Origin of the sequence: Marinomonas balearica (assembly GCF_004362145.1) — a bacterium.
In the GTDB taxonomy this organism is placed as follows: Bacteria; Pseudomonadota; Gammaproteobacteria; order Pseudomonadales; family Marinomonadaceae; genus Marinomonas; species Marinomonas balearica.
This window is the reverse complement of record NZ_SNXC01000013.1, coordinates 102,900-116,222: the sequence shown is the minus strand read 5'-3', so window position 1 is coordinate 116,222 and position 13,323 is coordinate 102,900. Positions and strand designations below refer to the sequence as shown.

Below are 13,323 nucleotides of genomic sequence, written 5' to 3'. Positions count from 1 at the left end.
ATATAGATATGAGTATTACTGTAAACGTTGATAACACGAACAATTTAGTGGAAATTACGGTAGTTGGTAGTTTTGATTTCTCTTTATTCAATGATTTTCGTTCGACTTACTCCGACTATGTGGGTCAGTACGAAAATTTTAGGATAGACATGCAAATGGTTGAATATCTCGATAGTGCGGCGCTCGGCATGTTGTTGAGCATGCGTAATGCTTTAGGTGCTGATGTTAATATCGAAATTATTAACCCAAATGATTTTATTAGAAACATACTCATGATCTCGCGCTTTGATAAACGTTTTAATATTAGGTAAGGCGCTGAATGAAACTATTAACGGTCGATAGTGAAGAGATTTATCACGAAATTATCGAATTGAGTTTAAGTCGAAAAGAAATTGAAATTCGCTCGGCGACTAGTTATAGCGAAGCGCTGGAGTTATTCGACAGTTGGAAACCTGATATCGTTACGCTTGAAGTTGTTATTAAGGGTGGCAGTGGGCTAGAGTTGGTAAAGCGCCTGAAAAACCGTGCGGGCGAGCGTTTTGTCCCTTGTGTTTTTCTAACCTCACAGTCAAGTGATGCTGTAATGAATCAGTGTTTTCAGTGTGGTGGTGATGATTTCATTCCTAAGCCATTTCATGAGATTTTATTCCGCACTCGCCTGCGCCATCATATCCAACAGGTTACGCTCATTAATGAGCTAACGGAAAAGAATGCTCAACTAACCTATTACCATCGTATAACTGAACGTGAGCATGATATGGCGCGTCAGGTGCTGACTCATATCCAAGTTCACAGTGATGAGAACACAGGCAAAGTAAGAGTTAATCGACAGGCCGTCGATAATTTCAATGGCGATTTGGCCATGGTAAAAGAGTGTAAATCAGGCCGATTACTTATCTTTTTAGGGGATTTTACCGGCCATGGGCTGCAGGCATCTGTTGGTGCTTTGCCCGTTGCTCAATCTTTCTTAGATTCCGCTCAGCTTGGTATTCCACTTGCTGATCTAACGCGCCGTCTGAATCGCGTTCTATACGATGTAACTCCTGACTATATGTTCTGCGCTGCGCAAATCTTAGCATTAGAAACCGATGGAAGTGCTTCGTTGTGGAGTGGTGGTATGCCTCCGCTCTCGATCTTCACAGAGAACGAAGAAGTACTTGAGCTTCATTCCTCACACATGCCATTAGGTGTGTTGCCCGATAAAGAATTTGATTCAGAGTTGCAGAATTTCAATTTGAATCATGATCAACTCGTGTTGATGGCAACAGACGGTGTGAGTGAACAGCTTGGCGATTCTGGTAAAAGACTCAGCGTCGAAGGTATGCAGTCGTTAACTCATGAATTACTGCCTGAACGAGAGTTGGATAAACTGGATAATAAACTTATTGACAGAATAGAAGAATTTCGCGGCGATCAACCTCAAGAGGACGATATGACATTTGTGATGGTTCGCCGCTAGACCCACTTGGCGTCTCGATTTAATGTCGAGACGCCTTATCTCTATTTATGTTTGCCTGACTTTTTTTGTCCGCTGTGTTTGCTTGATCCCGGTTTCTTATTCCCCTTTTTTACAGGAAAAGGCTGACGTTTTTTCTCTGGCTCTGTTCTCAGTGCTAAGAAAAGATCGGTTACGACATCTGGGATTTTATCAATGCAAGACTGTGTTAATTTAGGGTTAGAGCGAATTTGCGTGACTTCTTCGTCATCAAATAGGCCTGATGCAACCATAAATGGAACTAACAGCTCTGCGATTTCTTCTTCTTTTTCTGTTTCAAACCAGTGTCTTTCTGTTAGGAATACGCCTTCCATAAAGCCACATGCCCAATCTTGAAGCTCTGAAAATTCTTCTTCATTATGTGTTACTTCGAGTTCGCAAGGGACAAGAAAATCGTCTTCTGACTCAAGTTCTTTTTGTATATCAATGAACAATCGGCTAACAAGCTTTTCAATTCGGTCTTTTTCTTTTGCATCTTTAAAGGCGGGTTCTTCTTCAAATACAATGGGAAGCCACTTATCAACCGGTAGTGAAAAAGGGCAAATAGCCAATGCAGTCAAAAAGCCATGAGCCATAACAAATGTCTGACATTCTTCATGGACGGACGGAGACTCTAAAAAATTTTCTAATTCGTCCAGTTCAAGATCGTCGAGAGGTTGATGCGCCATAAAACTATGTTTTCCTAATTAATTCTAGATTGTAATTACTCATGGATCATAGCGAATCTTACGCAAAAAATCGATGAAGTCATTTGATGTTTGTTAGATAATCTACCCCATGGATACACTGCATACGATTTTAGACAAGCTGAACATTACTGAATTGCGCCCGATGCAGAGATCTGCAATCGAATGCTTAGATTCAGGAACCGACTGTATTCTCAATCTCCCTACCGGAGCGGGTAAGTCACTGATATACCAAGCAGCTAGCCTCTTAAGAAATGGCGTGGGTGTCGTTGTATCGCCTCTTCTCGCGTTAATGCAACAACAGGTTGCTGAACTTAAGACAAAAGGAATTAATGCACGTTTTTTGAATTCCAGCCTAAACAAAGGTGAACGTTACGACCTTGAAATGGAGATTCGAGCGGGGCACCTTGATATTATTTATTTATCACCGGAGAAAATTTTACAGCCCAGTGTGTTGGCTCTCTTAGACTGCGTTGATATTTCATGTATTGCAGTAGATGAAGCGCATTGCATTTTTCAATGGGGCAGTGCTTTTCGCCCTGAATATGGTCAGCTAGGCGCGCTAAAAAGTCATTTTCCCGCAGTGCCTGTTGTAGCTTTGACTGCAACATCGGATAAACAGGGTATTGCGAAAATCATTTCAGGCTTGAACCTTTTAACGCCTAAATGTTTTATGGAATCCGTTGATCGTCCTAATATCACACTGCAAATATCTCAGAAGCGAAAAGCAAAAGAACAGTTGCTTGCCTTTATCTTAAAGGAAGCGCTCGGGCAAAAAGGCATTATCTATTGTCGTTCTCGGAAAAAGACCGAAGAAATGGCTGAATGGCTGAATGCAAATCATATAGATGCATCGTTCTTTCATGCAGCATTAACGGACCAGCAGAAAACAGAAAGGCATCAGCGTTTTTTATCGGGTGAAATTAGTGTTCTTGTAGCAACGACGGCATACGGTATGGGAATCGACATATCGGATGTTTACTTTGTTGCTCACGCAGATTTACCGCCCAGTATTGATGCATATTTTCAGGAGATTGGTCGGGCTGGTCGATCAGGGATGTCTGCGAAAGCACTTTTATTATACGGTCTACAAGACATAATGCGCGGCCTTCAGCAGCTTGAGCATCAAAATGAAGACACAGCATCGTTTTTGTCTTTCGTGGAATTATTGGAGCAGCGCGGCTGTAGACGAAAGTCTCTGTTAGCCCACTATGGTGAATCTCACGAAGATTGTGGCAACTGCGATCGGTGCTTGCGCCAATCGTCTGAGCATAATGTAACGGTTGCGGCGCAAAAATTGCTTTCCTATATTTATTATACAAAGGGCGTAGTGCCTATCACTGCGTTAATCCAAGCTTTGGTCGGCAAGAGAAACAAGGCCGTGTTGACCAATAAATTGAATGATTACAGTGTTTTCGCAGATGGAAAAGAATTATCAGAGGTGCAATGGAAAACACTGGCTCGCAAACTTATTGCAATGAAGTTTGTGGGAGTGCATTCGAATGGTCCCTTAATGTTTAGCTTAACGCAAAAAGCGCGACAAGTATTACGCAGTGAATTGCAATTAATCATGTCAGATGATTACTATTATACGTCGAAGTACGATATAAGTTTGGATAGTTCTGTTATACGTGACACATTCCGTTGGTCTAGCCAATACAATCAATCAGGGATGATCAGTCAAAATCTTTTGTTAAAAATTGCGGAATTAAAACCCAACACTGCTGCAGCACTAAGTAGGTTAACAGGGCTGTCTATGCCAGAGTTAAAGGAAATAAATGCAGATGCGCTATGTGGTCTGTATGAGGAGGTTCATTAATTCATTGTCTGCTTCAAACTTAGGCGTTCTAGTCGATCATGACCGAGTGGAATCAAAAATTTTCGAATGTATGAATATCGCATCGCGATATTTCAGGGTAAAACTGAGTAATCCGAGTTTTAATTTCAAGCAGCGCGGAAGAGCGGCGGGAACAGCCTATCTTCAAAAAAATGAAATTCGGCTTAATTCATACATGTATGAACAATCTCCGGATGAATTTCTCAACAATGTTGTTCCGCATGAAGTCGCACACATTGTTGTATTTCAAATATATGGTTTAGATGCGTCACCGCATGGCAAAGAGTGGAAAGCAATCATGGAACACCTTTTTGGCGTTCCGGCCAATCGAACTCATAATTTTAAGTTGCCACCAAGAAAAAACGGCTATAAATACAAATGTTCATGCTCCGTCCATGAATTTACAGCGCACAGACACAGTAGGGCGCGAAAAGGGACGGAATACATATGCCGTCTATGCAAAACAACGTTAAAGTATGTTGAAAACAGTGACGATGAGCGTGTGATGAAGGTGGTCCACCCTGCGTGAGTTGTCGATATTGGTATAGGTATTAGTTATGAATGGTGAATCTGCTCTTGATAAATAGCGCCAGTCAAGCGGATGTAGTAATATAGCGGCGTTTATTTTATAGCGATTAGTAGTGATGGATTTGTCTCAAAACCCGAAAGATAAAGTTGAGCTTAATAAGCTCCAAAAACGCCTAAGAAGACTAACTGGTCAAGCGATTGCTGACTTCAATATGATTGAAGACGGCGACAAAATAATGGTCTGCCTTTCAGGAGGCAAAGACTCATACACTATGCTTGAGATTTTGTTAAACCTTCAGGCGAGTGCCCCAATTCATTTTGAAATTGTTGCTGTCAATCTTGATCAAAAGCAACCCGGCTTCCCAGAGCATATTCTTCCCAAGTATTTAGAAGATATTGGGGTGAATTTTCATATTCTGGAGCGTGATACTTACAGTATTGTTAAAGAGGTTGTGCCTGAAGGTAAAACAACTTGCGGGCTTTGTTCGAGGCTTCGTCGCGGCTCACTCTATGGTTTTGCAGAAGAAATTGGAGCAACGAAAATTGCTTTAGGTCATCATAGGGATGACATTCTAGAGACGCTGTTCTTAAATATGTTCTTCGGTGGTAAGTTAAAAAGTATGCCACCTAAGCTTTTGAGTGATGACGGCAAGCACGTTGTTATCCGGCCTCTGGCTTATTGTAAGGAAGAAGACATAGAGAAATTTTCGGTTTATAAATCTTTCCCTATTATTCCTTGTAATCTTTGTGGTTCTCAGGAGAATTTGCAAAGACAAGTTGTCAAAGAAATGCTTCAAAGCTGGGAAAAACAATATCCTGGCCGCACAGACACTATGTTTACTGCTGTACAAAATATCGTACCATCACATCTTGCAGATACAGAGTTGTTTGATTTTAAAGGATTAACGCAGTCTGAAGACGCGTTAAAAAAACTGAATATTGTATCGTTATAGGACAGAAAATATGCGTACAAAATTTACTGCTGTTGTAGTAGCGGGACTTTTTGCTGCTACTGCAAATGCAAACACGTTCGAAGGTAGTCTATCTAATGAGTCTGTTAAAGTGGATGTTAGCTTAAGCCAACAAACCTATTTTATGGATGTGGGTGGCATGTATCATACTGACGACGGCTCTTACGCTTACGTTGGTGCACATATTGAAGACATCGAGACAAGCAAAGATTACCCATTGCAAATTGGTTTAGGTGCTCGTCTTATTGCAGTTGATGCAGATGCAGGATCTGATGATACAGGTGTTGCAGTAGGGTTGGGCGGTTTCTACCGTTACACTTTCCCAAAAGCGAATCGCTTTAGTGTTTACGGATCTTTGTATTACTCTCCAAAAGTGTTGTCGTTTAATAACGTCGAGAGCCTTTGGCAGGGTGAAGTTCGCGGGGAATACAAAACTCTAAGAAATGCACGTGTATTTATTCGCTACGGTCAAACAAGTGTCGAATTTGATAACCTTCATGACACCGTTGATATGAACCAAGGTGTGGGTTTAGGTGTTGTTGCTGATTTCTAATATCTAACTTGCAACGAGTTTCATGTGTGAATGAACTGTAATAAAACAAAAAAGGTGGCCTAGGCCACCTTTTTTATTAATAAACTCTAAAGAAGCTTCGGAGTTTATTATTCTCCTTCGTATGCACAAAGTGCAAACACAGGCGTATCAGAAGATTGGAGTTTTTGGCTGCCGCCAAGATCCGGTAAATCGATAATCGCTGCAACTTCTTTGATGTTTGCGCCTTGTTGTTTTAACAGTGACATTGCCGCAAATAAAGTGCCGCCAGTCGCAATTAAGTCATCAAATAGCAATACTTGAGCGCCTTCATGAACGCTACCTTCTTGTATTTCAAGTTCGGCTTCACCGTATTCTAGAGCGTAAGCTTGAGAAATGGTTTTTCCAGGCAGCTTGCCTTTTTTGCGCACGAGAATAAGTGGTTTGCGAAGTTCATAAGCTAGAACGGAGGCAATTAAAAAGCCGCGAGCGTCAATGCATGCAATGTGAGAGATATCGCTGTCGATATATCTGTGAACATATGCATCTACAACCATACGCATCCCTTTCGGGTCGCTAAAAATGGGAGTGATGTCACGAAAACTAATGCCTGGCTTTGGCCAGTCTTCAACGGTACGAATTAGAGATTTAACATAGAAATCATCGTAAAGCATAGATATAGGTGCCTTAACATTTTACTTTTATTCAAACTTCAAGATACTATCACACTCTTCGTTCTTACCGACAAGTTTTTGCATGTCTTCTATGTTGATAAGTGTGATTTCTTTACCTTCTACCTGAATTAGTTCATTTTTCTGGAAACGCGTCATGACTCTGCTGACTGTTTCGACGGCCAGCCCCAAATAATTGCCTATTTCACCGCGAGACATAGAAAGTCTAAATGCTGTCGCAGAGTAGCCGCGACGTTTAAATCGATCAGATAGGTTGATCAAAAAAGACGCCACTTTTTCATCTGCGCTTTTCTTGCCTAGAAGAACCATCATATCTTGATCGTTGCAAATCTTACGGCTCATGATCTTAAACAGTTGACGCTTAAGCGACGGGATCTGTTCAGAGAGTGCTTCAAGATGGGAAAAGGGGATTTCACACACTGTCGTTGTTTCTAGCGCTTTTGCGGAAACTGGGTAGATGTCGTTATCAATACCGCTTAAACCGAGCAATTCACTAGGGCAGTAAAAGCCTGTGATTTGTTCTTCGCCGTTTCCAGTAAGGTTAAAGGTTTTCAGTGTGCCTGTTCTTACAGCAAATACTGAATCAAATTTTTCACCTTGACGGAATAGAAGCTCACCTTTTTTCAGTGGGCGTTTGCGTTCAATAATTTGGTCTAACCGATTTACATCCTCATCAACCAGTGCAATAGGTAAGCAAAGAGCGGCGAGGCTGCAGTTTTGACACTGAGAGGTGAGTTTACTGTTAAATCGGTTTGCTTGAGCTTGTGTGTAAGCCATGAAACGCTCCCTGATCTCAAATAATTTTTGAAAAAGTTGTTTGTTTGTTTAGGTGTCGATCGAAAACCATGCATACACATCGCACTAGTAATCGTCCAACATCTGTTACCATTATTTTTATATGGTTCGTATCTCGATGTATTTTAACAATATTATCTGTTTCTAACTCTGCAAGTCTTTCGAGCTCGGGTTCGAAATATTGCATAAAATTAAGCTGGTACTTTGAGTCTATATCTTTAGAGTCTAATTTAAAATCACACATTAGTTTCATAATCACGTCATGGCGAATGGCGTCGTCTTGGTTGCTTATATAGCCTTTCATGATCGCGAGCTGACCATTCTCAACACTATTTTGGTACAGAGCAAGGTCAGAGTGGTTTTGTACGTAAGTTCCATTTATTTTGCTAATTGCTGAAACACCAAAAGCGATTAAATCGGTATTGGCGTTCGTAGTGTAGCCTTGAAAGTTACGTTGTAGCTTTTGTTCATCTTGAGCAATGGCTAAAGGGTCATTACTTTTAGCGAAATGATCCATGCCGATATAGCGATATTTCTTGTCTATTAGCGTGTTGATTGATTCTCTTAGTATAGACAGTTTTTCATCTGCCAAAGGCAGGTCGCTGTCGTTGATTCTCCTCTGGGGTGCAAATCGATTTGGAAGGTGAGCATAATTGAATAGGGAAATTCGATCAGGATCGAGTTGAATGACGTAATCAAGCGTCTTTTTAAAAGAGGTGGCTGTTTGATTTGGGAGTCCGTATATTAGGTCAAAATTGATTGACTCATAACCTTCGGCTCTAACTTCATCGACGACCTTGCTAACAAGCTCAAAGCTTTGCTCTCGGTGAATGGCTTTTTGGACGGCTGGATCAAAGTCCTGTATGCCCAGACTAACGCGATTAAAGCCAAACTCTCTTAAAAGTGTGAGCTGATCGGATTTAATTTCTCTTGGGTCAATCTCAATACTAAAGTCTTGTTTGCCATCCCTTACAAGGTTGAAGTTTGCTTCAATATGCTTAAACAGAGTCTTCATATGTTCGACAGATAAAAAGGTAGGGGTTCCTCCGCCTAGATGTAGCTGAGTAACTTTCCTTTCATTGTTTAGCATTAATGAGCGCAGGCGCATTTCTTCGGCAAGTAGTTCAACGTATTCGGCACCCTTGTCATAATTTTTAGTAACGACTTTGTTGCAAGCGCAGTAATAACAAAGGTGTGCGCAAAATGGGATATGGAAATACAAGCTAATGGGTAGGTCGGATTCTTCCATCATACTGCCGATAATTTCCAGTTTGCTCACGTCGCCCGAAAATTGAGGGGCAGTAGGGTAGGAGGTGTAGCGTGGGCCGGAAATGTTGTATTTTTGAATTAGGTTTGAATCCCAAAGCATGTGTCTATCCTATTAAATTTTCTAATACTTAGTTTACTCCTTCCAAAAAGTCGTTTTCTGATCTGAATCAATAAACTGACTTTGCTGCAAAGGTTCTAAGGAGTCGTATTTTTATGTCTATGAATGCCGAAATGGAAAAAGCGCTAATGTCGAAAGAAGGGAAAAAGAGAAGTGGACTGGTCAGGCAGAGAGCGGGAGAATGGCAAAGAAAGATAAATTGATAAATAATTAACGTAAAATTATTTATCAATTTATCTTATTGTTTAATGTTGTCAGCATTTCCTTTCGGTTAGGATTTTTGTCTGGAAATTGTGTCGGTTTACATTTACTCTTCTCGTTTTTAATCCAAGCTTTTAATAAAATGAATGACGCAACAATCTACTTGTTACATGGGGCCGGTGCTGGGCACCAAAGTGATTTTTTGGTGGAGCTTAAGAGTCAGCTTTCTCTAACTACCGGACTAGAGGTAATACCCATTACGTTGGACTATATGAAGGTAATGGAGGAAACATCCTCAAGACGACCCCCTCCAAAATTCGAAAAGCTCGTAGAAGAGGTAAAGAGCGTTATTCCAGAAAATCAACCTTGTTTTATCGTTGGAAAATCTATGGGAGCTCGAATTGCGACGCAACTAACAGAAAGTCACAATGTTAAAGGGGTCGTTTGTTTTGGCTTTCCATTTTACCCCACAAAGAAGCCAGAGAAAAACAGGCTGAGTTATTTAGCAGCTGTCACTAAGCCTTGCCTTATTTTTCAAGGTACAAAAGATTCGCTTGGGAATTTTGATTGGGTTGATCAACAAGTGCTTTCTAGCTTAGTTGATATTGAGTGGATTGATGGAGCAAATCATGATTTTAAGCGAGCAAAAAAATACAATATGAGTATAAATCAACTTATTTGCGAAATGACTCATACTGCGAATACTTGGATGGCCCAATACAGCCTTTAGGATTAGGAACACATACATGCTTGATGCTGAGATAAACGAAGACACATTACTGGATGCTCAAGGCTTATACTGCCCAGAACCAGTAATGATGTTACACGCCGAAATGAGAAAACTTTCTTCCGGGCAAATATTAAAAGTAGTTGCAACGGATCCTTCCACTCAGAGAGATATTCCAAAATTTTGTAATTTTCTAGGGCACCCATTAAGAAAGCAGGTTCAGGAAGGGGATTTGTTTTTATATTGGTTAGAGAAAAAATAAGTGCAGGGCTTGCGCCCTGCGTCTCCATCGATCGCAGTTATGCGACTCGCAGTCTTCTGCTGTTTGCATAGTCCTTAGTGATCACTTCGTAAAGGCGAGCAAAGCTGGTCGGACGAGACAAGTCTATGTTGATTTTTAGTTGTCTAATAATGTCGTGAGCAGAAACCAAACCGCGAATAGCTTGAGACTCTTCATCAACAACTAAAAGGTGTTGATATTGGTTTTCTCGTTGGCTAAACAAAAGAGATTCCACATCCGCGCCTTTCAGTGAAGCATAAGAGACAGCGAACAAGTCCTCTTTTGCTCTGATAACATCAATTGCAAGCAATTCGTCTCGACTATAACCCTGCGCGGCTTGCTTAACGAATATTTCATCACTCAAATCTTCAAGACTCACAACACCCAAGAATTTATTATTAGCGTCAACTACGAGCTTCATTCTCACGTGCTCTTTTTTCATCACATCTACAAGTATGTCGGCACGCACAGTTGGTTCTATAATACGAGGAATTCTAGTATGGAAGTCAGTCAACACACTGGTTGCAGGTGAATATAGTCCTGTACTTTCCGCGACATCAGGCCAAACAAGATCGTTGATTTCTTTAGTTGAAACATAAGTAAGTGTTTTCATTTTGTATTCCTCAGAACGTTCAAATTAGATAAATAATGGGTAACTAATTAACTTATGCTTGAGGAGGGGCTCTTACAGAAAATGCGTAATAATAAGATGAGTCGAATGCGAAATCTATACCACTTAAACCTGCATGTATCGCAATATCGCGAGGGGCGACGGTGGCAATAACAGAGATTAGATCGATATCTGGTTGTGGTGAGTCTTTATTTAAATCCACCGCAAATGCGGCTGCGGATGCACTGGCGATTCCTGAGTCAAACTCGCTTTCAAATGCTTTCACACTGCTGCAAATAGTAAGCAGCAGTGGGATAAGTAGCATGTAAATTGCGACAGTTCGACTCATTGAACTACCTCTTGTTTGTTTTGAATACCTCCAGTCTAGCGCTATCTATTTCTTATTAGCAATTAGTTATTGTTAATTGATTCTAATAAATCGAATTTATTACACTTTTCTCTACCGTTGTTTGTAAAATGTTAAGATCTTAATTTATAGGATTCAATTTCTGTAATGACATCAGATATATGGCCGCTTGCAGAGCTTGTTGTGTTTTCCACTTCAGATACTGCCTCAAGAATATATTCAGATCGTTCATTAACGTTTTGAACGTTTTTATTGATCTCGTCCGAGGCTTTAGATTGAGTTTCTGAGGCGGAGCTTACACGCTCAATTGCCTGATTGACGGAATCGATTGAGTTGAATAGCTCTTGAATCATGACGACATTTTCAGAGACGGTACTTGCGGTTTCAGTCGACATAGTGGAGCAAGTATTCATTGACTTAAGTGCGCTACTGCTACTTTTGACAAGAGATTCAATCATTTTCCGGATTTCATCTGTTGAGCCTTGAGTTCGTTGAGCCAGACTGCGAACCTCATCCGCGACGACTGCAAAACCACGGCCTTGCTCACCGGCTCGGGCTGCTTCAATTGCTGCGTTCAACGCGAGTAAATTGGTTTGCTCTGCAATGGATTCAATGGTTTGAAGAATGGAACCAATCTCATCTGTTTGGCCGGTCACCACTTCGACTGACTTAAATCCTCCTGCAACTTCTTTACTGAGCGTGTCGATCGAAGTTAGGATTGCCTGCATGCGATCTCGGCCAAGACTACTTTGTTTTTGCATGTTAAGGGTTTCTTCTGACGCTAAACGCATGTCTTGTGAAATGACGGTGCTTGTCGAAGACATTTCATCTACCGCAGTGGCTATCTGAGCTGTTCTGTTTAATTGCTCTTGGTTTTCCTCAAGCGCAGATTTTGATTTGGTAGACAAGTATTCCATACTTGATTTCGCTTGACTGGATTTTTGTTGTAATTCATTGAAAGTGTCGGATAGGTGTTCAAGGTGTAGGTTGAAAGCATCAATGATGGTGCCTATCTCATCTTTGCTTGAGTTAGGGATAGTGTGGGCTAAATCTTTTTGATCTGAAATACGATTAAGGGCATTTTGGATAAGCTGAACGCGTCCTGAAACGGATTTAATTATAGCCAGCATGATCCAGATAGTGGGTATGGCAGCAACAATAAACGCCACAATTAAATAGGTTACATTTTGGTAACCTTGCTCAATTAATTCGTCTGCCTCTATTTTAATTTGTGAGCCTATTTGATCAGCAACGTTTTTAGTGAGTTTTATTTTTGCTGTTGCCATTGCAAACCAGTTGGGAACAGAGGGAACACTGTTTAAATCTGTTAACGAATTGAAGTTGCGTGTTACTTCCGCTACGTTCTTCCAATCATCAGACGTTTTGATTTTCTCGAATAATGCAAGCCTCTCTCGCGATGCAATCTCTTCGTAGTTTTCTTGCCAATTCTGCTCTTCTTGTAGGAATGTTGAGATCTTACTTTTTTGAACGGCGGTGCTTTTTCCAGATGCGAATACGCCGTTTAATGCTCCTCTGTATTGCCCTATACGCTCTTTCATCCAAAGCAGGCTTAAGCGCGCTTCAAGTGCTAGCGTAACATTGCGATCAGTAATATTTGAGCCTAGATGCCGAATTTCAATCAAAGCGTGGGCATTCAAATCAGAATAATACGCAAACGCACCGCTATTAGGAGAAAGGGCATCGACAGAACGTCTTATTTGGTCCTTTTTGGCAAAGCGCTTTAGTAGAGGGGCGCGAATTTTATCGATATACTCGTCATCAATTCGATTGAAGTCTTGTGCGCTTAGTGAGCGAAGTGCCTGTTCGGTTTGATCGGCTTTTATACGTTGTTGAGCCAGTTTTTCTTTTCCATTTTTGCCTTTAGACCCAAGATAGCCGGCGGTTAAGCCTCGTTCGACTGCATGATTGTGTGCAATGGCATCCAAAACTTCAGACATGACGACCATGTCCTCAGCAATCTTTCCTTCTCTTATTTCTTCCATTAAAAGGTAGATTAAAACGGCAGTGACGGTGGCAGCTAACAAAAACTGAATGAAACCAACAAGCGCTATAGCTTGAGACACTTTCAGCTGACTCAAAAAGGACCTCATATTTTCTCCCTCTACTCGTATAAATCTATATGCCTGCTAGAGCAAAATAACCTCAGAAATAAAATAACCAGCGATTATTATGAACATAACGTTAAATTATGAAACTT

General features: G+C 40.9%; 15 protein-coding genes. 8 read left to right on the top strand and 7 right to left on the bottom strand.

The features are described 5' to 3' along the window. Positions 1-8: 8 nt before the first annotated feature. Positions 9-311: an STAS domain-containing protein gene (locus DFP79_RS12455; RefSeq protein WP_133504269.1), complete on the top strand. Its 303-nt coding sequence runs from the start codon at positions 9-11 to the stop codon at positions 309-311. Positions 312-319: 8 nt separating this feature from the next. Then, positions 320-1,459 carry a fused response regulator/phosphatase gene (locus DFP79_RS12450; RefSeq protein WP_133504268.1) on the top strand — a complete coding sequence of 380 codons (1,140 nt, stop codon included), beginning with the start codon at positions 320-322 and terminating at the stop codon, positions 1,457-1,459. A gap of 41 nt (positions 1,460-1,500) precedes the next feature. Here the strand turns inward: DFP79_RS12450 and DFP79_RS12445 are convergent, their stop codons facing one another. Then, complete coding sequence (locus DFP79_RS12445) at positions 1,501-2,163, bottom strand: YecA/YgfB family protein (RefSeq protein WP_133504267.1); 663 nt, start codon at positions 2,161-2,163, stop codon at positions 1,501-1,503. Positions 2,164-2,272: 109 nt separating this feature from the next. On the opposite strand from DFP79_RS12445, the gene DFP79_RS12440 reads away from it, so the two are divergent. The 4 genes from DFP79_RS12440 to DFP79_RS12425 all read left to right on the top strand — a co-directional run bounded on the left by DFP79_RS12440 (position 2,273) and on the right by DFP79_RS12425 (position 6,070). Continuing rightward, entirely contained in the window at positions 2,273-4,000 is a 1,728-nt protein-coding gene (locus tag DFP79_RS12440; protein WP_133504266.1) for a RecQ family ATP-dependent DNA helicase, read from the top strand. Positions 4,001-4,004: 4 nt separating this feature from the next. Then, positions 4,005-4,547, top strand: coding sequence for a SprT family zinc-dependent metalloprotease (locus tag DFP79_RS12435; RefSeq protein WP_243730268.1), 543 nt, complete (start codon positions 4,005-4,007; stop codon positions 4,545-4,547). 115 nt (positions 4,548-4,662) lie between these two features. Next, positions 4,663-5,499, top strand: a complete 837-nt coding sequence (ttcA, locus tag DFP79_RS12430; RefSeq protein WP_133504476.1) for a tRNA 2-thiocytidine(32) synthetase TtcA — start codon at positions 4,663-4,665, stop codon at positions 5,497-5,499. A gap of 10 nt (positions 5,500-5,509) precedes the next feature. Then, positions 5,510-6,070, top strand: coding sequence for a YfaZ family outer membrane protein (locus DFP79_RS12425; RefSeq protein ID WP_133504264.1), 561 nt, complete (start codon positions 5,510-5,512; stop codon positions 6,068-6,070). Positions 6,071-6,177: 107 nt separating this feature from the next. Here the strand turns inward: DFP79_RS12425 and DFP79_RS12420 are convergent, their stop codons facing one another. Genes DFP79_RS12420 through hemN form a run of 3 tightly spaced genes read right to left on the bottom strand, consistent with a single transcriptional unit; the run spans position 6,178 to position 8,902 of the window. Beyond that, positions 6,178-6,720, bottom strand: a complete 543-nt coding sequence (locus DFP79_RS12420) for an adenine phosphoribosyltransferase (protein ID WP_133504263.1) — start codon at positions 6,718-6,720, stop codon at positions 6,178-6,180. A gap of 27 nt (positions 6,721-6,747) precedes the next feature. Next, entirely contained in the window at positions 6,748-7,515 is a 768-nt protein-coding gene (gene fnr, locus DFP79_RS12415; RefSeq protein ID WP_133504262.1) for a fumarate/nitrate reduction transcriptional regulator Fnr, read from the bottom strand. 16 nt (positions 7,516-7,531) lie between these two features. After that, positions 7,532-8,902 (bottom strand): oxygen-independent coproporphyrinogen III oxidase, encoded by a 1,371-nt coding sequence (gene hemN, locus DFP79_RS12410; protein WP_133504261.1) that lies wholly within the window; start codon positions 8,900-8,902, stop codon positions 7,532-7,534. Between the two features lie 361 nt (positions 8,903-9,263). On the opposite strand from hemN, the gene DFP79_RS12405 reads away from it, so the two are divergent. Together DFP79_RS12405 and tusA are read left to right on the top strand one after the other, a co-directional pair. Continuing rightward, positions 9,264-9,851 carry an alpha/beta family hydrolase gene (locus DFP79_RS12405; RefSeq protein WP_133504260.1) on the top strand — a complete coding sequence of 196 codons (588 nt, stop codon included), beginning with the start codon at positions 9,264-9,266 and terminating at the stop codon, positions 9,849-9,851. Between the two features lie 16 nt (positions 9,852-9,867). Further along, a complete protein-coding gene (gene tusA, locus DFP79_RS12400) occupies positions 9,868-10,110 on the top strand; it encodes a sulfurtransferase TusA (protein WP_133504259.1) in 243 nt (80 codons plus the stop codon). A 37-nt stretch (positions 10,111-10,147) separates the two neighbouring features. Here the strand turns inward: tusA and DFP79_RS12395 are convergent, their stop codons facing one another. From DFP79_RS12395 to DFP79_RS12385, 3 genes are all read right to left on the bottom strand, one after another. Then, positions 10,148-10,741, bottom strand: coding sequence for a CBS domain-containing protein (locus tag DFP79_RS12395; RefSeq protein ID WP_133504258.1), 594 nt, complete (start codon positions 10,739-10,741; stop codon positions 10,148-10,150). Positions 10,742-10,793: 52 nt separating this feature from the next. Further along, on the bottom strand, positions 10,794-11,087 hold the full coding sequence (locus DFP79_RS12390) for a hypothetical protein (RefSeq protein ID WP_133504257.1): 294 nt from the start codon (positions 11,085-11,087) through the stop codon (positions 10,794-10,796). A 131-nt stretch (positions 11,088-11,218) separates the two neighbouring features. After that, complete coding sequence (locus DFP79_RS12385) at positions 11,219-13,216, bottom strand: methyl-accepting chemotaxis protein (protein WP_133504256.1); 1,998 nt, start codon at positions 13,214-13,216, stop codon at positions 11,219-11,221. Positions 13,217-13,323: the final 107 nt, after the last annotated feature.